Origin of the sequence: Zavarzinella formosa DSM 19928, from assembly GCF_000255705.1 — a bacterium.
Lineage (GTDB): Bacteria > Planctomycetota > Planctomycetia > Gemmatales > Gemmataceae > Zavarzinella > Zavarzinella formosa.
The window spans coordinates 31645-50631 of sequence record NZ_JH636449.1 but is presented as its reverse complement, the minus strand read 5'-3'; the positions used below and the strand labels follow the sequence as shown (position 1 = coordinate 50631).

Genomic DNA, 18987 nt, shown 5'->3' with positions numbered 1-18987 from the left:
CGGGGAAATTAGAAGTGGGTGCGTTTAAAAGCCAGCAAAAAAGCGGGCAAACTGACTCTCAATGGTGGGAGGAGATGTGCCCAAAGAGAAAAGAATTCTTAGCCCCGGATGAAACACAGATTCGGAAAAAAACCGGCTCCATCCGGGGCTAAAAAGGTTTTCATTTGCCGTTCACAATGGCCACCTTGACCGGAGAACCGGGCACGTCGTCCAGTTCCACGCGAAGGCCGTCGACGCGGTTGTCGTAGTCCACGCCGAAGGTCAGGTTTTGCAGGCCGACCTTGAGATCGAGGATCATTTCTTCCTTCACGGCCACCGGCGTCGAGCCGACATAGAGCGTCAGACCCTTGGCGTTGTTGATTTTCAATTTCACCGGCCCGGCGGTGGTCACGTCAAGTTGTGCCCGCAGGAGCGAGATCGGGGCTGAGCCGTTCCAGACCGTCAGCTTGGGCATGTCGCTCTTCGGGAATTCGCCGTTGACCATCGAATAAACCGACGACCATGTGAAGGCATCCGGCGTTTCGGCGGCCAAGGCGGCCCGGCCCCGACGGAGTTGGTTCATGTTCTCCAAGGTCGGTTCAAATTGCTGCCAGCGCCGCACGACGCGGGCCTTGCTCGGGGCGTATGGCCCCTGTTTGCCGAGTTCGGAAAGGAAGCGGACCAAGTCCACGAATTCCTGACGGGTGAACTGATCAGCCAACCCGTCCGGCATCATGGAGCGAGAGGCAGACTTTTCGTCGATGTCCTTGTCCGCAATCGTGATTTCCTTGTCTTCGATGGTCCGCAGGGTCAGCTTCCCCTCGGCCTCACGGGTCTTAATGCCGACGATCACCTTGCCGGAATTCGTCGTCACCTTGATGGCGTTGTAGCCTTCCTTGACAGCCTTGTTCGGGTTGAAGATCGATTCAACCAAGTAATCCACTTGGGCGCTGGCCCCGATGCTCGTCATGTCCGGGCCGACCTGTCCGCCGGCGCCGGCAATCGCGTGGCACGCCAGACAAGTCGCCTCTTTGCGGCGATAGACCAGTTCGCCCCGTTTGGCGTCCCCCTTCAGGGCCACTTCGTTCACATAGGCTTTGAGTTCTTCCGGGGTCACTTCCGTCTTCGGGGCGGTCAGGTTGCCAGCTTTTGTCAACGCCTCTTGCAGCGGCTTGGCGTCCTGCACGCTCGAACGAAGCGTCCGCAGGCCGACTTTCGCCACATCGGGGGGAAGGCTCTTCCCTTCCAGCGCCTTGGCCAGAATCGGCGAACCCCCTTTGCGATTGAGGAAGGCGGCGAACACATCGCTCACGTCGTCGGTCGCCTTGGCCTTGGCCAGCCAGGCGGCGGCGAAGGTCGCGGCCGTGGTTTGGTCGATCCCCGAGAGGGCGATGATCGCCAGTTTCCGCGTGTCATCCGGGCCAGCCGTGGCGGCGTTCAGGATGAATTTTTTGGTCGGTTCCCCGCCCATTGACAGCAGGCCATCGAAGGCGGCTCGTTGTTCCGCCGGGCCGAATTCCTTGGCGGTTGCCAGCAATTCCAGAGAGGGCCGTTCGCTTTCCACCTTCCAAAGCCCGGCCAGCCGGGAGCGATACACCGTCAACGGGGACGGCGAGACGATGCTCTTGAAGGCGGGCGTGATGTACTTGTCCATCGGCCGGATCTTGCGGTCGCGGGCACTGGACTCGATGGCGTCCAGCACCGGTGAGACGGTCGCGGGGGGCAGTCCCGGCTGGGTGGCGAAGGCCAGCGCCTGGCCGATCTCATCTTGCCCGCCGGTTTGGGCGATCAGTTCCCAAGCGGCCGCCTCGCGATCCTTCGGGATTTTTCCGGCCTTCACCAATTGCAACAGCGGCAGGGCGGCCGAGGCGTTGCCGAGGGCTTGCATCGTGAAGGTCATCCCCTTCACGTTCCCCTTGAACACATCCTCCCCGGCCCGGAACTTCGGCATCCACACCGGCTCAAGTTCCCGCACCGTCAGCCACAGTTCGTAATCCAAGGCCCGGTCCACCGGCTTGTTCATCGCCTGCAACACTTTGTCCAGCACGTTCGGCGTCTGGGGAAACTCGGCCAGGCCGCGAATGGCTTCCATCCGCACGCGAGGATGGTCGTCCGTGGCCAGCGTCGTAAGAACATCGGCGGCCTCCGGGGCGGTCGGGTGCGTCGTTGCGTGGATTCTCGCGGCGACGGCCCGCGCCCGGTAGTCCTTCGCCGTTTCCAGTTGTCGCAACAGTTCGCGGGCGGGCTTAAGCCATTGGCCCTTTTCATCGGCGACGCCGACATTCAAATACGTCCACATGGCTTCCAACACGAGATGCTCGTACTCGGCATTGGCCCGATCCAGTTTGGCGATCCACGCATCCAACGCGGGGATCACTTCCTTGGCTCCGCGTTCCTTCAAGACCTGCTTGGCTTGCGAGCGGGTCCAGAGTTCCGGGTCTTTCAACCGCTCAAGCAATTCGGGCGTGGTCGCCCCGACAAGATCGGGCTTCTTCACCAGCGGGCGGCCCTTGGCCGTCACCCGCCAGATGCGGCCGTGAACATGGTCCCGCCGAGGATCGCGGAAGTCCACTTCCCCATGCTGGATGATCGGGTTGTACCAATCGGCGATGTAGATCGCCCCGTCCGGTCCCATCTTCACATCAATGGGGCGAAACGCCGGGTGATTCGATTTGATGACTTCTGTCATTTCCCGGCTGGTGTAAGAGGTGCCGTCTTCGCTCAATTTGAAACGGCAGACGCGATGGCCGCGGAAATCGTTGGTAATCATGTCGCCTTGCCAGTCGTCCGGCAGGTGACGGCCGTTCACGATTTCCAGCCCGCAATGCTTCGGGCTGCCGGTGTTCAGACCCTTCCAAATCTTGGTCGCCCCGACTGCGGTGACGTAATACGCCCCCGGCAAGACGTGGTTGATCCCTTCGCCATATGCGCCGTCGGTGGCGAAGGATTGGCCCCACGCATCCACCTCATGGCCCCACGTGTTGACGAAACCTTTGGCCAAGACATCCAGTTGCATTGTTTCGGGGCGATACCGCCAGATGCCGCCGCCGTTGAGGCGCTTGACGCCGTGCGGGGTTTCCAAGTGCGAATGAATGTAAATCGATTGGTTCATGTACAAGCATCCTTCCGGTCCCCAGCGGAAAGTATGAAGGATGTGGTGGGTGTCTTCCGTGCCGAAGCCGGACAGCACCACCCGCGATTGGTCGGCCTTCTCGCCCGGCTTGCTGGCTTTCAGGTGAACCAGTTCGGTGCTGTTGGCCACGTAGGCCCCGCCATCACCGGGCGCGACGCCGGTGGGGATCAGCAGGCCGTCGGCGAAGACGGTCGTCTTGTCGGCTTTGCCGTCGCCGTTGGTGTCTTCCAGAATGATGATCTTGTCGTTGGCCTTCTGCCCCGGCTTGATCTGCGGGTACACTTCGCTGGACGCCACCCAGAGCCGCCCCTGCGGATCAAAGTTCATCTGAATCGGCTTCGCCAGCAGCGGATCGGCCGCGTACAGCGTGACCTCAAAGCCCTCGGGGACAATAAACGTCTTGCGTTCAATCTCCGGATCCGGGTCCGGAATGGTGGCGTTCGCCTGGGCGAAGATCGCCGTCGCGGAAAGAAAACAGCCGAAGGCGGCGAGCAGATATCGGATCATGATCGGATTACCGAGACGAAGAGTTTGATGGAGTGTGTCAGAGGCCGATTCGTATGAGTGTTGATCGTTTGCCGGGTTAGTGGAAAATCAAACAGCAACTTTTGCAAATGATCTCAAGAGCCCCACTGCGTGAGCGGTGGGGGTTGATTCTTGTGTGTGACAGCCACCCCCACCGCTCACGCAGTGGGGCTCTTGAGAATCTCGCACAAGATGCCTGTTGAATTTGCATTAGGTTGTCTTTGCGGCGGCGTGCCTCAATATTTACTTCTTCAACAACTTGCCGATGTCCGCTTCCTTCGCGGCGATCAGAGGATCGAACTCGGCGATTTCCTTGCCGTTCTTGCCCTGTTCGTGTTTGCGGAAGCCGAACAGATAGGTTTCGTTTTGCGGGCGCCAGCGGTGGAAGTACAACTCGTTCTTTTCCAAGATGATTTGCCGCAACGGGTCGAGGGTGGCCGAGTAACCGCCGGCTGGGTCGAGGCCGAGTGACTTCAGGAAGGGGCCGGTGGTGTCGCGGTAGCCGGTGTCGCCGAAGTGGAGGCCATTGTCGGTGAGCTTGGCGGTTTTGTTTGTCCCCTCGCCGAGTTCGGCGAAGAGGTCCGCGAAATAAGCCCCTCGTTTGGCGGCGAGTTCTTTGATCGCATCCCGATAGAGGGCGAGGTTTTTGTTTTGCGGCGCCGGATCGGTGACGATGGCGCCGAACGCTTCCAATGGCGGCGGGCTGATGAGGATCACGCGGGCCTTGGATGGGGCCAGCTCGTCCAGCAACCGCTCATACCCGGCGATGAATTTCTTCAACCCGGCCATGCCTTCGTAGGATTCGTTCGTGCCGTAACAGATCAGCAGCACGGTCGGCTTTTCGGCGAGGGCCAATTCCACCAACCGTCGACGGCCGATGTTCTCATCGGTCACCTCGAAGCGGCGGCGGGAGTCGCCGAACACGGTGTCGCCGCTCCAGCCGAGGTTGCGGAATTTCAGGTCCGGGAACTTGGCCGTGAGGGCGGCCTCCCAATAGCCGTGCCGCTGTTCGCGTTCGATCAGCGTGCCGCCGACCAGAACAACGCGATCAGCGGGCTGAAATTCAAACGGAGCGGCCGAACACCACGCGGCAGGGCCGAAACACAAAATGCCGAGGAGGAAGAGAACACGCACGACAAATCTCCCGGTTGGGCCACGATAAGCTAGGCGAATTTCGGGACAAAGAAAAGCGAAGGTGTTTGCATTCTTCGGAAAAGTTGTCTACAACCAGAAAAGATGTTTGAACATGTTGGGGCGACCCTTCTCATGCTTCCCGGAGTTCGGCCATGAATCTCGCCATGCTTGCCCAACTGGCCGTCGTTGTCGGCGGGTTGATGGCGACCGGCGGCATGTCGAACAACAAGGGGAAGATCGAGGGGACCAAGTGGGTCAACATAAAGTCCATGATCAACAACGAGCAAACGATCCCGGCGGGGATCATCACACTGGACTTCAAGAAGGACGGCGGTTTCGTCCAAACCATCCTCGTTCAACGATACTCGGGCACTTACCTCCTCCAAACCGGGGACCACATCACCCTGAAGCTCGATGAACCGCTGGACGGCCATACGGAACTGCATGCGAAGTTCATCATCGACCGGGCCGTTCTGTTGATGCGTGACAGCGACGGCACGACCATCACATTCGCCAAATCCAAGTGACGTTTGAGCGAATCGTTCTTCGGAAAAATCGAATGCAAAAGAGGTGAATATCCCGACAATTGCATCAGGAAATGCCGGAGAACAGAACATGAGACTCGCAAACTTGAGAAGTCTGACCATGATCGCCGCAGTGCTCTTGGTTGCCGGTTGTTCGTCGAACAACAAGGGGAAGATCGAAGGCACCAAGTGGACCAGTCAGGTGTCTTCGGGAAACGCCCGGATGATTCCGGCCGGTTTTCTCACTTTGGAATTCAAGGCCGACGGAAAATTCACCAAGACCACCCCCGACGGCAATATCACCGGCCGATACGACCTCGGAAGCGGGGACACCGTCATGCTCAGTCTCGATCAACCCGTGGACGGCTTCCAAAAGCTGCGATCCAAATTCATCATCGACGGCACATCCATGACGATGCTCGACCCGGATGGCACGGCCATCTCATTCACCAGAGACAATTGATTCCAAACGGCAGAATCGTCAAGTCGCCCGAACGGTCATGTTGGCCGGTCAAATTTCGGGACAAAGTCAAACGAAGGCAATTGCATCCTTGGAACAAATTGGTTACAAATTTGAAGGGAAATCCGGGTGCCTTTCTCAATCATTCGCTGGAGCATGAGATGAAACTCGCAAACATCGCCCGATTGGGCGTGGTCGCTATTGTGTTGGTGATGGCCGGTTGCTCGACAAACAAGGGAAAAATTGAGGGGACGAAATGGACGTCCAACGCAACAACAATCCAAGGAAAGACGGTGCCGGCCGGCGCGCTCACACTTTCGTTCGGCGCTGATGGCAAATTGGTTTACACGGGAGGCCAGACCATCTGGACCGGCAAATATTCCCTCGGCATGGGAGACTACGTTACGTTCAATACAGACCAAGATCTTGGCGGTCACAAGTCAAACGCGGAGAGAATCTCCATCAACGGCAATGTGCTGACCATGAAGGATTCAGACGGCACTTCCATCACATTTACCAAGGTCAACTGACACATCTGATTCTGGTGAACGGGATGGTTTTCAATACGGGATCGCCGTATCGAAACCATCAGACCGACACGCCCCGCCCGGCCAGTTCCGTCATCAAATCATCGAAGTGGTGATAAAGAATCGCATCCCACCCGGCGGCTTTCGCCCCCGCCACGTTGACGGGCAAATCATCGATCAGCAAACATTCGGCGGGCGACACGCCTGCCAAACTCCGGGCATACTCGAAAAACTCGCGGGTCGGCTTGCGCGCCCGGCCCTCGTGTGAAACCGCCAGCCTCTCAAAATGACTCAGTGTTTCCGCGAACATCACCCGGAACTTGTTAAAGTGGGCATCGTTCGTGTTGCTCGCCAGAAACAGGCGATGACCATTGGCCCGCAATCGGGGAATGAGATCGGCCATTGGCGGATTGGGCCAAAAGATGTCGCAAAAAGCGGTGACGAATTGTTCTTGGGTGCAGGTCAGCCGGCCAAGCGGGCGAATCGCTTCAAAGAGTTCGGCCGTGGTGATGTGCCCGCATTCATACCGGGTTTCCAGTTCCCCGGCGTAAAGACTCGTGTATAGCTCGTCGGCCGGCATATCGGAATAGGCCACCAGTTGCCGAATGGCCCGTTGGTGATCGAAGAAACCGATCACGTTGCCGAAGTCGAAGAAAAGAGCTTTGAGCATTTATTTGGCCGCGTTTTTACGGCGTTTTATTTCTTTCGCTTTTTGGAATCCATTATTTCCCGACGGTCAAAAGCACGTGCCGAATACGAATCGAGATTTTCGGAAATACTCAGGACACTCAGGAGATTGTGATTGCGCCCCTTCTCGATGGTGAGTAACACGGTTCGTCGATCAATCGCTTCCCACTGGGTAACAAGCCCCATGGTTGTCCAGCGAGGTTGATCAACATAGCCGTCCGCTTTTAATGTGATGTCGCCATCTCCTCCCCACTCCCATTGAGTTCCGGCTAGAAATTTTTTGAGATCCTCTTTGGTGACAACAGCGGCCGGACGTGGCGTGCCGGGAAACTCCTTCTTTGGGGTTGATGTCGAAGTGGATGTCTTTGCCGCCGGAGCGGCCAAGCCTCCGCCTGCTTGAAATGTCTTCCAATCAGCCCGGATCAGTTCGGCTTGGTCAATTTTGAGAGCTTTGGTGGATTCGCGGACGGCCTGATCGTAAGCCTTGTCCAAAGCCATTTTGTTCTTCTGGACGGTGCGGCGATACTCTCCGGCCACCGTCTCCGTCCGAGTTGAGGTGGGAACCTTTCCGCTTTCGTCAAAGGCTTGCCGCTCGGCCCTCAACGCTTTGACCGCGTCCAAGTCGCCCTTTTGCGCAACCGTTTTAATGATGTCGTCGATTGATGTGAGCAGAAGAGTTTTGGCTTTGGCGGCACCGTCAGAATAGGCGGTTTTGGCCTTTTCCAATTCGATCTGAATCTCATCCGAGTCTTGGGCTTGGATTGGCTGGAGAGCCAGCGTGAGCCAGAGAAAATGAGCAATCAACGAGCGAATCATGAGCAATCCTTTTGAGTCATTCCCATCAATAAAACACCGTCGGCTTTCAGTCGCCATTCGGAAGTCTAAGCGACAACAGAACAGGCGACTGGCCGACGGGTGATTGCTTACGGTTCAAAAAGTGTTCGTCAGTGTCCCCGCAGCCAGACTTTCGCCCGGCGGGCAACACCGGCGGCTTGGTTCAACAGCATGACACGGTCGAACCATTTCGGCGTGTTGTCGCTCATGGAGGCTCGTTGCCAGCCAAGGTTTGGCGAGGTGACGAGAGTGCGGAATTCTGGGTGTTTTTGGCGGAATGTCCAAAGGGCGCCGTCGTGGCTCTGCGGTCCACCGTCCGGATGGCCGGGGGGGCGGGTGAGCATGGCTTCCTTGAACTCGATCAACGGCTCGAACATTGTGTGGTGGACGGCATAGAAATGCCCGAGCAGCACTTGTTCGTAATACGGGCGCAACAGCGTGGGTTCGTCACGGGGCGGGTCATCCAAGCCGTGGCCGAAATAACACATGCCCCAGTTCTGGCCTTCCAACTCGCCGATCAGCGATTTTTCGTCGGTTTGGAAACGGTCGGAAATGGTCAGGTCGTCCTCGATGATGAGAACGTTCCGGGCCTTTTCCCGTTGGGCTTTTTTCAAAACTTCCAGATGGCTGAGGAAACAACCCCGATAGCCAATGGTGGGAAACCCGGCGGCCTCGGTGGGGCGAATCGCCGGGAACATCTCAATATGGCCCGGAGCCAGCCAAAGGCCGACTCGGTTGAGTTCCTGGACAATTTGCCGACGGCGGTCGTGTCGTTGCGGAAGATTAATCACGCAAACAAGGTCGAAATAGTCGCGGAAAGTCACTCGACACCCTTTGGATTATTCGGCAGGCCATTGGAGCAGGAACGGCCAACCGGGGGTCTATGTCATCATTCAGCGAAACACAATCCCATCCGGGTGAAAACCGGAAACAGAACTCATTTGTCCCAAACACATTGGGTACTTGACCCGGTTCGGTAAAATGGGGTGCTGTTCAAACCGTTGCAAACTGGTTGTGAGAAAGTCCGGACCAGCCACAAGAGGGGGTGGCTGGTCCGGTTCGGGTCGGGACCCGCAGTCGCTGACGCCCTCGTTGCAACGAGGGCGATCCTGTTTTAGTGGAACAATCGGATTGTTTGCGGAACCAACTCCACAAACAAGTCGTTGTTTGTTGTTTTCACTTCTCTGCCGATTGTAACGGTAGAAACGAAATAACGAAAGACGATATTGGCTGATTCCGTCAAATTTTTTTTGACATTCGTGTTTCTGTTATCTTGCCCAATCCAAAAGCATATCCCTGTTTGACTTCGGGCATTTCATCTCCGAATAAACCAGCCAATTTTCCCCGGCGACCCTGTTTGCCGAATCGTCTCACTTCAAGGAGTGATTGCGGCCCGGCCTCCCGGAGTTTATGCTGGAGAGCATCGACCATTTCCCCGGAGTTTTCCCATGATGGGTCTCGACACACTCGCCACACTTGCCTTGGCGGCCTCTCTGATGGCCCCGGCCCTTCCCAAGCGGACAGACTGGCAGGGAGAACCCGTGATGATCCGGCAAGCCTCCGTGGCTTACGGGCAGGTGGATGCGGACGGGAAATTCACCCCGCAGGAAACCCTGCATTCCCTTCAGTACATCGTGGTGAAGGAGGAAAAGGGGTATTTGCAGGTGAACCAAGAAGGGAAGATGGTTTGGGTGGACAAGAAAGACATGGTGCTGTTGCGGGATGCCCCCGACCATTACACCAAAATGCTTGACAGCGACCCGAACAACGCCACCTGGTATGCCTACCGGGGCTGGGCCAATCACCGGCTCAAACAATCCGACAAAGCCCTGAAGGATTACAGCGAAGCTATCCGGATCAAGCCGCTCGTCAGCGCATGGCACAATAATCGTGGCCTGATCTACGCCGACCAGAAGAAATACGACGAGGCCATTCAGGACTACACGGCCGCCATCGACCTCAACGACGAGAACGCCCTTTCCTTCCGGAACCGGGCGGTGGCGTACACCCGCAAGAAGCTTTATGCGAAGGCCGTGGCCGATTTTGAAAAGGCCGTCGAAATCGCCCCCAACATTCCATTTGCCCAAAACGGCTACGCTTGGATTCTCTGCACTTGCCCGGAGGACAAGGTGCGCGATGGCAAGAAAGCCTTGGCGCATGCCAAGAAAGCCTGCGAGCTGACGGAGTTCAAGAACGGCGGGTATCTCGACACGCTGGCCGCTGCCTATGCCGAGAATGGCGAATGGGACAAGGCCGTGGAATGGCAGGAAAAAGCCATCAAGAGCGGCGACTTCCCCCTCGCTGACATCGAGGCCGGGAAGAAGCGGCTGGAACTCTTCAAGAACAAGAAAGCGTACCGGGGCGACGACTGAGAAAGGGCAACGAGAGAGAAGACGAGAACTCTTCTCTTTTCTCCCGCAGCGACTCACTTGGCCGGGGCCGATTTCACAAAGGTGATGACATGCTGCCACGGCAATGTCTTGCCCGTGCCGGCATGTTTGAGGTTTTTGAACTCGCTCATTTCCTTGACGACCTGCCGTTCGCTCATCTTGTGAACGAGTTTGATCGGCACGTTGTCATCTTCCAGCCGAAACTCCACGAACACCAGACGGCCGCCCGGTTTGAGGGCCTTCACCATCTTCTCGGTCATCTCGTGGGGTTGGGCGAATTCGTGGTAGACGTCCACCATCAGGATCATGTCCACAGAATCGTCCTTGAGTTTCGGATCGGCCTCGCCCCCGAGGACCGGTTCGACGTTGGTGACCTCTTCCTTCTTTGATTTTTCCTTGATGATGTCCAGCATTTCCGGCTGGATGTCCACCGCCAGCACCTTCCCCTTCGGGCCGACGAGCTTGGCCATTTTGAACGAATAATAACCGCTACCCGCCCCGATGTCCGCGACCACATCCCCCTCGCGGATTTTCAGTTCTTCCAACAGTTTCTTGGGGTTTTCTTCTTTCTCGCGTTCCGGCCGTTCCAGCCAGGTGGCCGCCGCGTGACCCATCACATGGGCGATTTCTCGCCCCATGTAAAACTTGCCGATCCCGTTGGGGTCGTGCTTGGCCTTCCACTCATACCGCCCGTCGGTCTTGTCTTTGATCGGGGCCTCTTGCGCCCGCAATGAGCCGCCAAGCAAGACGAGAAATCCGACCAGTAAAATGCGTCCGGCCATGTGATGACCTCCTGGGGAAAACGATAAGCCGTCATGATCGGCTCAGACAATTGAATCCTACCCATGAACGGGGCGATTGGGTCTGTTTTTCGGCAAGAGTCGCCGCCTGGCGCAAACTCAAGCAGCAACAAGCGCCAATGATTCCCAAGAGCCTCCCTGCCTCGGCGGCGGAGCTTTTGAGATCATTGGCGCTTGTTGCTGCTTGAGTTTGCGTCAAACGATTTGGTTCCCGACCCAAGAGATTAGCGGGAACGGGCGACCTTTTCCTTGAAGAGCTTCACCTTGTCCAAATCGCCATCCTCGGTGAAGATCTTGATGAGCCGGGTTTGGGCCTTCACCTGTTCGCCGCGATCTTGGTTGTACACCGTGTCCACCCACAAATAGGACCACATCGCATCCCGTTTGCGTTTCTTGGCCATGTAGCAATCTCCCAGCACATTGTAGCCGAGGGCCTTCAGGCCGGGGTCTTTGGACTTGGCAATCGCGTCTTCAATCTTCTTGATGGTGGCCGGAAAGGCGGCGTCGTCAGCCTGCACGCCGTCGAGGGCGAGTTGGTAAAACGCCAGACGTTCTTTCAGGGCCGGGGTGGCTTTCGCATCCTTCATCATGGTGTCGACCCGCTTTTTGCCGGCCGCGTAATCCTCGGATTGGAAGGCGAGGTCAATCAGTGCCGCCGAGGCGTCGGCCTTGTATTCGGCGGGGACGGCGGCGGTCTTTTCCAGTTTCTCCAAGACGAGCGTGGCGGCGGGATAATCCCCCGAGTCCGTTTGCAGCCGGGCCAGTTGCCGAGCCGCATGGGAATATTGCCAGCAATCCGCGTTGGCGAGCATGAAATCGTTTAGCCCCTTGATGGCGGCCTTGATTTCCTCTTCGCCGTCGGCCATGGAAGCCTTTAGGGAGGCAACGCGATACTCAAAATTGCGTTTGGCCTCCGGCGGCATGGTGAACTTGGCATCCTTCGGTTCTTTGCCGGAGAGCAGCCCCTCATAGATGGTCAACATGGTGGCGTAATCACGCTTGGCCTCGGCATCCACCGCCTCGGCGATCTTGTTGTTGACCGGAATCGGAAACCCGGAATACGTCACGGAAAGGATTTCATTGGCCGGAATGGCTTCGTCCTTGGTGGCCGAGAGCTTCACCTTGACGCCGCTCACGGTGTCTTCGGAGACTTTCCCGGTGACGGTGACACCCTTCTCGGTTTTCTTGTCTTTGCGGATCACGTTGTCCGCATGAACAAACGTCTGATGCGAAACAGCCGCCATCACAAAGGCCAGCGCGCACAAACCAAGGAAACGTCGGAGCAACATATGAGAGGAGCCCTATAAGGGGAGTGTGAATAATAATGACCGACTTGGAATAACCAATTCGCGAATGACCAATGACCAATCCGGAGTTGTTCACGATCTCGGATAAGACTCAAACACAATCGGTTTGGTCATTGGTCATTGGTCATTCGCGAATTGGTCATTTCATCAGGTTACTTCTGGGACATCTTGCTCAGTTCGTCAAACTTTTTCTTCGTCGCGGGATACTGGGCCGCCAGGGCAAGAATCTTTTCCCGGAGGTCGGCGCTGATGTCTTTGTTCGATTCCAACAAGTCGTGGAGTTTCTGGCCGATGTCACCAAGTTTGCCATCGATGAAGGCCTGATCCTTTTTGATCTTGGCCAGATCGGCGGTCGCGTATGCCTTGGCGCTGGATCGCTGGGCTTCGTAATTCAACTCAAAGAACAACTGACGTTTGGCGGCCTTTGTGGCCCCGTCCTTGTCCCCTTCTTTGGGCGGGCCGGGGATGGTCGGGACAAATTCCTTGCTCAACCGGGTCCACTGGGAGATGGCCCCGTTGGGGCCGCCGTAGATCTTCTGGTCTTCAAGGAGATAGATGTACTCCTTGCGGATGTTGACGTTGGAATAACCCCAGCCTTTGACCGGCCCCTTGGCCGCGCCCGGATCGCCGACGATATCCTTCATCATGCCGCTGGCCGTCTTGAGGTTGTTCTCTCCGCCGGCCTGTCGCAGGGCGCGGACCTGTTCAAACTGCAAGCTCCGTCGGAACACTTGGTCGGCCTTGGCCTGTTCATCTTGTTCGGCGGGGGTCTTCCCGGTGTTCACGAACGGCTTGGCAAGAGTCTCGGAATAGAGGGTGAACGCCTTGACGGGCTGGCCCACGCTGTCGTATCCGTGGCCAAGGAATTTAATGATGCTGTTCGGCAGGTTGGGAGTCGAGCCGATCTTGTCGAGAAATTGGGTAAAGCTGTCGGAAAGTTCCTTCGCCTCGGTGTCCTTGTTTTCTTTCTTCAGACCGTCAATCTGCCCGCGGATCGCACTGACAAGCTGCTGCATGACGGCAATGTTGGATTCGATGTTCCCGCCGCCGCTTTGGAGGATTCCCAGCAGTTCGCCGGCCTTGTCCACCTTCTTGTCCTGCACGCAGGCAGTCATGGCTGAAATAATCAAATTACGCTGAGCCTGCCGCAGCCGCACATGAGCGGCTGTTTCGGTCATCGGGGCCGGCTCTTTCAGTTCTTTGGCAAGGGCGGTGATCTCGGGGTCCAAGGTTTCAATCACCTTGCCGAATTCCTTGGCCTTGATGATGTCGGCCGCCCGGCCCGCGAGGGCGCGGAAATATTGCACGCGAACATCACTAATCAGATCGGCTTTCTTGTCAGCTTCGAGGTTGGCAAGTTTGCCAGCCGAGACGACCGTGGCCTTTACCGTGGCCTCGCACTTCACATAATCGCTTGACATGAAGTAAAGCTGCGCCAACATTGTTCGGGCCAAAACGTAGAAGGTTCCCTTCTGCGGTTCGATGGTCGGCGGCGCTTCGGGCAGGGCTTCCAATTGGCTGATCGTCTGCACCCATTGGGCCGAATGGGTGGTGATGTTCTTTTGCAGTTCCTCGCGGTAAAGCTTGGAATCACGGGTGGTCGGGTTGACCATGTAGAACATGGCGATGGCCTGCGCCCAACGGGCCTGATACACGCCTGGGTAGGCATTGGTGATGCGGCTCAGCATCGTCCACGCCCCCTCGTAGTTCTTCTCCTGATTCAGGTAAAACGCGAGGGTCTGCCGAACCCCGTCTGTCGGAGGTTCGTTCGGCCAGTTTTTGTCCGCATAATCGCCGAGGGCCTTGAGGCGAAGCAAGTCCGCCTCGATGGCCTCTTCCGTCTTGTTCACCGATTCCTTCAGTTTGCCCAGCGAGGTGTTGTAGGAATCGACCCCGAGTTGAGCGGCAAACGCCCCTTTGGACATCTTCGAGTTGTTGTGGGCCAGACCGTCGCAAAGCACGGCCGCCTCGTCGTACCGGTTCGCTTCGCGGAAGAACAAGGCCAGCAACAATTGAGCATTCAGCACATCGCGGGCGCTGTCTTTTGATGTGGCCATTGACAGGCCGCGTTCGAGATAAGCAATGGCCAGATTCACCCGTTCCGCTTCGGTCAGTTGCTTCGGGGCCTTTGGATCCACGACAGCCTTGGGGGCTTCCTTCGGGGCCGGGGGCGCTTCCTTCTTGGCGGGAGGGGCGGGGTCTTTGCCCTTCATGCCCTCCTTCGGCATCTTTGGGTCTTTACCGTCGGGGTCCTCCAAGTTGATCTTCGCGCCCGGTTCTGGCTTGTCCTTTTCCTTGTCCTTGACCTGAAGAATGCGGGCCTGCTGCACTTGGGCGGCGAGGTAGCCCTGCTCCAGCGTGCGGATGGCGGTAATCGGAATTTCCTTGCCAGCCCCGGCGGCGTCAAGCAGGGTCACCATGTTCCGCAGGCGATAGACCGAGGCCCGGTCGCTGTATTCGTTGTCGGTTTCCGCGAGATCCGCAAAAACTTTGTTGGCGGACTCCAACAAGGCGCGAGATTCGGCTGTCAGGCTGGCGGCCCGGCCGGTCTTCGGATCGTACTTGATGCCGGGTTTGGCCCGGTCTTGCCGGCCAAGGCCGACGTAAAGGAAACGCGCCCGCAATCCTTCCCGGCTGTTGCGATATTCCGGGTAGCGCTTCAGCCATTCGAGGGCGACGTTTTCCACCCGGAGTTTTTGGGCGATCGGATCTTTGGTGTCGGCTTGTTCGGTGTGTTCGATCACAAAGTACTGGGCCTGCCGGACGGCGTCAGCCGCCTCCCGGTTGGTGCGATTCGCCAAAATGAACGCCTGCATTGTCTTGCTGGCCTTGGCGGGATCGGTGATTTCAAAATCACATTGCGTCTGCCACACGGCCGCGAGATAACCGGCGCTTTCCGTCGGGTACAGGTCGGCCAGTTTGGTGAATGCCTTTTGGGCTTTGAGGATTTCCTCGCTCTGCTTGGCCGTTTCGCCGGCGCCAACGAACGTCTTGGCCTTTTCGTAAGTCAGAATGGCCGAGTCGAGCGTGGCATGCAACTTGGATTGCGTCAGTTCGATGGCGAGGGGAGACTTGCCGTCCATCCCCTTCAACCGGGCATCAATGGCCGTGATGGCCCCTTGGTACCGGGCGATGGCCTTGTCAAACTCGGGACGAACCTTGGAAAACTCGGCGGCCCGCGCCTCCTTGCCCTCCACCCGGCGGCCCTTGCTCAGAAGGCCCTTGGCATTGACCGAGATCAACCGGGCGATTTCCATGTTCGCCTGGGAGGTCTTCGGATGGGTGGGGTTCGCCTTGATGAAGTCGTCGAATTCTTTCTGCGCCTGGGCCAGCAGGCCGGCGCGCTTGCCGTCCTCGGTCTCCTGGATCGCTTGTTCCAACCGGACGCGGGCCATTTCCAGCGGGATGGTTTTGATTTCATCCGGGGAGAGCGTGCCCGGCTTGGCCTTCAATTCGTTGAGCCGCTCATAGGCGAGGTCCGTCAGCCCGGCTTCCCGCAGTCCGCGAACCAGATCAAACGGGGAGGCCAATTGGGCTTGGGAATAGGAAACGCACACGAGCGGGAGAGTTAGCGCGAGGAGAACCCGACGCATGATGGAAAACTCCGAAGGAGCCTGACCGGCAGGGAATCAAACCCGACCATGTTAATTTTTCCGTGCCGGGCGCCAACTGGCAAGAAGAATCGCTCAATTTGCACCGGAATCACCAAAACGCAGGACAAAGACCCAAGGGAAAGCTGATGTGGCGATGAAACGCCGACTTTTCAAGCAATTCAATCAGGGCTAGAGTCTTTTCTCAAAGTCCTGATTCTTCTTGTCATCATGGAACAACATTACGAGTTTTTCGCCCGCGTCACGGAGATGATGAAGTCGCCGAATCCTTTAGAGGACGATCCCTTGGTTTCCGTTCCGAAGAATTCAAAATTGTGCGAGTGCGGCCTGCTGTTAGCCCTGAAAGCTATTTTTAATTGAATTAGTTCCCAAGAGTTTTGATTGTATGATTGGCCGAAAGATTCATCCTTCCGGTGTGTCGAGCAGATGCTGCAATCTCTCGGCAAGTTCCGGCGAGAACCGGGCCGGCCACGTTTCGTCGAGCAAGCCCACATCAAGCATGTCTCGCAAGTGCATTCGATCTTTGTCGCGGTTGGAAGTCAATTTCATCCGCACGAGGGATTCAAAAGACAGCACACGAAACGAAGCCCCCTGTTCGGACTCGGTGACATCCGGAGCCGGGGCGGCATATTCGGCCCGCACCTTCTCGTTCGCAAAAATCACATGAATGGCGTCTCTCGCCCGGCCGCTGGCTCCGTCGAGAAACATGTCGATGCTCGCGGCATGACGGTAGACAAACCCCGCCGATTCCGCGGCGATGATGCTCGCGGGAAGATCCTCCCGCCGCAACAAGATGTCCACATCTTGCGTGTTCCGCACCGCCGCCTCATCCACGCGGCCCACCCATTCGGCGACGGCATTTCCACCGATCACCGCATACGGAATGCCCGCCGACTCCAAAGCGGCCGTCACCCGCCGAAGCCGTTCACGTACTTTTTCCACGGCTCGAACCGTCCTTTCCCAACCGGAGATGACCGACGAATCCATGACTGATTCCCTTGGAAGATGCCGCTCATTATAAGGGACATGCATTGCTTGCGCTAATCGGCCGTTTTCAGCAGAGCATCCATCTCAACCCATAATTCCTCGCACAGATTTGGTCGATAGGCGGCCAGTCGAAACTCCGGATGTTCGCGGCGATACATTTCCAGTTTTGAGCCTTCTCTCTGGCCGGTGGAAGCCCGGAGATTGGCCAGCCGGTCGGCGGCCTTGACGATCAATGCGAGATGGTGCTCCGGTTCCACTTTGGCCAGTTTGGCGTTGGTGAGAGCTTTGCGTTGCTTGCGGTTCGCCCCGTCCTCGTCGGTCACCAACGCCACGCAATCAGCCACCAAATCGCCGAATATTTCACGGATTGTTTGAACTGTCACCGGGGTATCCTCGGCCACATCGTGCAGGTAGCCGACAATTTGGGCTTGTTCCCCGAACGGTTGAAGCAACGTGGCAATAGCATCCAAATGAACAGAATAGGGTTCCGTGCCGTATCGCTGGTCGCCGTGAGCCGTCACCGCAAATTCACGGGCTTGGCTTGTCTTCTCGCTCATCATTGTCACCCGTGATGCTCTCGTCATGTTGGAAAGCCGTCGAGAAACTTCTTCCGAATGGCCTGCGGATCGACCTTGTGAAAATAGGCCACAGGATCGCCAAGACCATCGAGAGATTGCTCAATCAAGTCCCGGCTCACCTCGCCGTCGCTCCAGAGATATTCTTGGATGATTAATTCCCGGTCGATTCCCAACACCGTCAAAAGCACGGCCACCACGACACCGGTTCGGTCTTTCCCCGAGGTGCAATGGAACAACACCGGCGAGCGAACCACTTGGTTTTCCAGACATGCGAAGATGTCGTTGAGCCACCGCTTGACGACGCGGTCGGTGGTGTCGTATTTTTCGTGGTCGTTGGAAATTGGAAAGTGCCAGTGGTCAGCGTCGAACATTTTGTCCGCCGGGTCCGGCCCTTTCCGCAAATTGATGATCGTTCCCGGACAACAAATCTGTTCGCCGCTGTCGGTCGAATCCAGTTTGCCGCCCCGTAGGATCACGCCCAATGGCAAAACGTCACGCCCGGCGAGCAGATTTACGCATTCGCCGACATCACGAAAATTGACGCAGCCTTTGGAATAATCAAGCCCCATGATTGTGCCGATTCAAGACGGATCTACTTCGTTTTCCGAACGATCAACCGGTAATTGAAATTGTTTCCCCCTTGGTCGTTTCCTTCGAGCAGACTGATGAAGTACGGGCCGTCTTTGGGGATTTTCACCGTAAGCGCGGGGTCGGGGTTGTCTTCCCTGGCCTCGCCGGTGGCGATCACCCGTTGGTCGGCGTTGTAGAGCGAGAGCAGCACGTCGGCGGGGGAGCCGAGGCGTTTGGCTTGCACGCTGATGGCGTATTCTTCCCCGGCTTTGGCCTCGAACTTGAAGACATCCGCGTCTTGGGCTTGTTTGAAACCACCTGTGACCACGACCGGCACCGTCAGCGGCATGGCTTCCTTGAACCCGTCATTAGGTTCCTTCTCGGCCAGTCGCGGGGTGTCGTCATTGATGGCCACCGCGCACGGCTTGCTTTCGCCGCCGGGGCCGATCAGGGAAATGGCCAGCAATCCCCCGGCGACCTCCGGGGGGACGGTCACTTCCACATCAATTTCCGAGTCGCCAACCACATCGGCGCTTTGCTGGTTGCCGACGGCCGATTTGCGGCCCTTGCCCAACACCTTTCCGGTGGATTTGGGTTCCTGGACCCGAATGTCCGTTGCGGTGTCGAGACGCAGCCCGCGAATGGTGAGCTTGGTCGGCTTGCCGGGTTCGACGGCCAGTTGAAAAGAGTAAAGGGGCTTCGGCGGCGGATCTTTCGGCTTGTCTTTGTTCTGGGCAAAAGCGGGGACAAAAAGAACCAACGCCGGAAGGAGAGAACGCATCATGAAAGGACCATCAATTTAAAAGACATTTCACGCAAAGGACGCCAAGACGGCAAAGTTCGCCAAAGAGATTTGGAATGCTCTTCATTCATCTGCCACGCGTGGCAAGAGAATGATTGCACATTTACGACTCTTTGGCGAACTTTGCCGTCTTGGCGTC

16 protein-coding genes are annotated in these 18987 nt (G+C 57.2%); 4 read left to right on the top strand and 12 right to left on the bottom strand.

The genetic code is table 11. The features are described 5' to 3' along the window. Window positions 1-160: 160 nt before the first annotated feature. Together BGIM_RS0140445 and BGIM_RS0140440 are read right to left on the bottom strand one after the other, a co-directional pair. A complete protein-coding gene (locus BGIM_RS0140445) occupies window positions 161-3619 on the bottom strand; it encodes a PVC-type heme-binding CxxCH protein (protein ID WP_020475306.1) in 3459 nt (1152 codons plus the stop codon). A 261-nt stretch (window positions 3620-3880) separates the two neighbouring features. Next, window positions 3881-4771: an SGNH/GDSL hydrolase family protein gene (locus BGIM_RS0140440; protein WP_020475305.1), complete on the bottom strand. Its 891-nt coding sequence runs from the start codon at window positions 4769-4771 to the stop codon at window positions 3881-3883. Between the two features lie 152 nt (window positions 4772-4923). Here BGIM_RS0140440 and BGIM_RS0140435 point away from each other — a divergent pair, with 152 nt between their 5' ends. The 3 genes from BGIM_RS0140435 (at window position 4924) to BGIM_RS0140425 (ending at window position 6285) form a co-directional block, all read left to right on the top strand. Then, a complete protein-coding gene (locus BGIM_RS0140435; protein WP_020475304.1) occupies window positions 4924-5298 on the top strand; it encodes a hypothetical protein in 375 nt (124 codons plus the stop codon). Window positions 5299-5416: 118 nt separating this feature from the next. Continuing rightward, a complete protein-coding gene (locus BGIM_RS0140430) occupies window positions 5417-5758 on the top strand; it encodes a hypothetical protein (protein WP_029631643.1) in 342 nt (113 codons plus the stop codon). A 158-nt stretch (window positions 5759-5916) separates the two neighbouring features. Then, window positions 5917-6285 (top strand): META domain-containing protein, encoded by a 369-nt coding sequence (locus BGIM_RS0140425; RefSeq protein WP_157369801.1) that lies wholly within the window; start codon window positions 5917-5919, stop codon window positions 6283-6285. 58 nt (window positions 6286-6343) lie between these two features. Here BGIM_RS0140425 and BGIM_RS0140420 read toward each other — a convergent pair whose 3' ends face one another. The 3 genes from BGIM_RS0140420 to BGIM_RS0140410 all read right to left on the bottom strand — a co-directional run bounded on the left by BGIM_RS0140420 (window position 6344) and on the right by BGIM_RS0140410 (window position 8627). Continuing rightward, window positions 6344-6952 carry an HAD family hydrolase gene (locus BGIM_RS0140420; RefSeq protein WP_020475301.1) on the bottom strand — a complete coding sequence of 203 codons (609 nt, stop codon included), beginning with the start codon at window positions 6950-6952 and terminating at the stop codon, window positions 6344-6346. Between the two features lie 26 nt (window positions 6953-6978). After that, window positions 6979-7785: a hypothetical protein gene (locus BGIM_RS0140415; RefSeq protein WP_020475300.1), complete on the bottom strand. Its 807-nt coding sequence runs from the start codon at window positions 7783-7785 to the stop codon at window positions 6979-6981. 128 nt (window positions 7786-7913) lie between these two features. Further along, window positions 7914-8627 (bottom strand): glycosyltransferase family 25 protein, encoded by a 714-nt coding sequence (locus BGIM_RS0140410; RefSeq protein ID WP_020475299.1) that lies wholly within the window; start codon window positions 8625-8627, stop codon window positions 7914-7916. 624 nt (window positions 8628-9251) lie between these two features. Here BGIM_RS0140410 and BGIM_RS0140400 point away from each other — a divergent pair. Then, window positions 9252-10175 (top strand): tetratricopeptide repeat protein, encoded by a 924-nt coding sequence (locus BGIM_RS0140400; protein ID WP_020475296.1) that lies wholly within the window; start codon window positions 9252-9254, stop codon window positions 10173-10175. Between the two features lie 53 nt (window positions 10176-10228). Here the strand turns inward: BGIM_RS0140400 and BGIM_RS0140395 are convergent, their stop codons facing one another. The 7 genes from BGIM_RS0140395 to BGIM_RS0140360 form a co-directional block, all read right to left on the bottom strand. Beyond that, window positions 10229-10975: a class I SAM-dependent methyltransferase gene (locus tag BGIM_RS0140395; protein ID WP_020475295.1), complete on the bottom strand. Its 747-nt coding sequence runs from the start codon at window positions 10973-10975 to the stop codon at window positions 10229-10231. Window positions 10976-11217: 242 nt separating this feature from the next. After that, window positions 11218-12282: a tetratricopeptide repeat protein gene (locus tag BGIM_RS0140390; RefSeq protein ID WP_020475294.1), complete on the bottom strand. Its 1065-nt coding sequence runs from the start codon at window positions 12280-12282 to the stop codon at window positions 11218-11220. 170 nt (window positions 12283-12452) lie between these two features. Then, window positions 12453-15893 carry a hypothetical protein gene (locus tag BGIM_RS0140385; RefSeq protein WP_020475293.1) on the bottom strand — a complete coding sequence of 1147 codons (3441 nt, stop codon included), beginning with the start codon at window positions 15891-15893 and terminating at the stop codon, window positions 12453-12455. A gap of 420 nt (window positions 15894-16313) precedes the next feature. Next, the gene (locus tag BGIM_RS0140375; protein WP_020475291.1) at window positions 16314-16898 is read right to left on the bottom strand and encodes a nucleotidyltransferase family protein; all 585 of its coding nucleotides are present in this window, start codon (window positions 16896-16898) and stop codon (window positions 16314-16316) included. A 53-nt stretch (window positions 16899-16951) separates the two neighbouring features. Continuing rightward, window positions 16952-17482, bottom strand: coding sequence for an HD domain-containing protein (locus tag BGIM_RS0140370; RefSeq protein ID WP_238537815.1), 531 nt, complete (start codon window positions 17480-17482; stop codon window positions 16952-16954). Further along, entirely contained in the window at window positions 17479-18045 is a 567-nt protein-coding gene (locus BGIM_RS0140365; protein ID WP_020475289.1) for a tyrosine-protein phosphatase, read from the bottom strand. The genes BGIM_RS0140370 and BGIM_RS0140365 overlap by 4 nt, the downstream gene beginning before the upstream one ends. A gap of 23 nt (window positions 18046-18068) precedes the next feature. Further along, a complete protein-coding gene (locus BGIM_RS0140360) occupies window positions 18069-18830 on the bottom strand; it encodes a PPC domain-containing protein (protein ID WP_020475288.1) in 762 nt (253 codons plus the stop codon). Window positions 18831-18987: the final 157 nt, after the last annotated feature.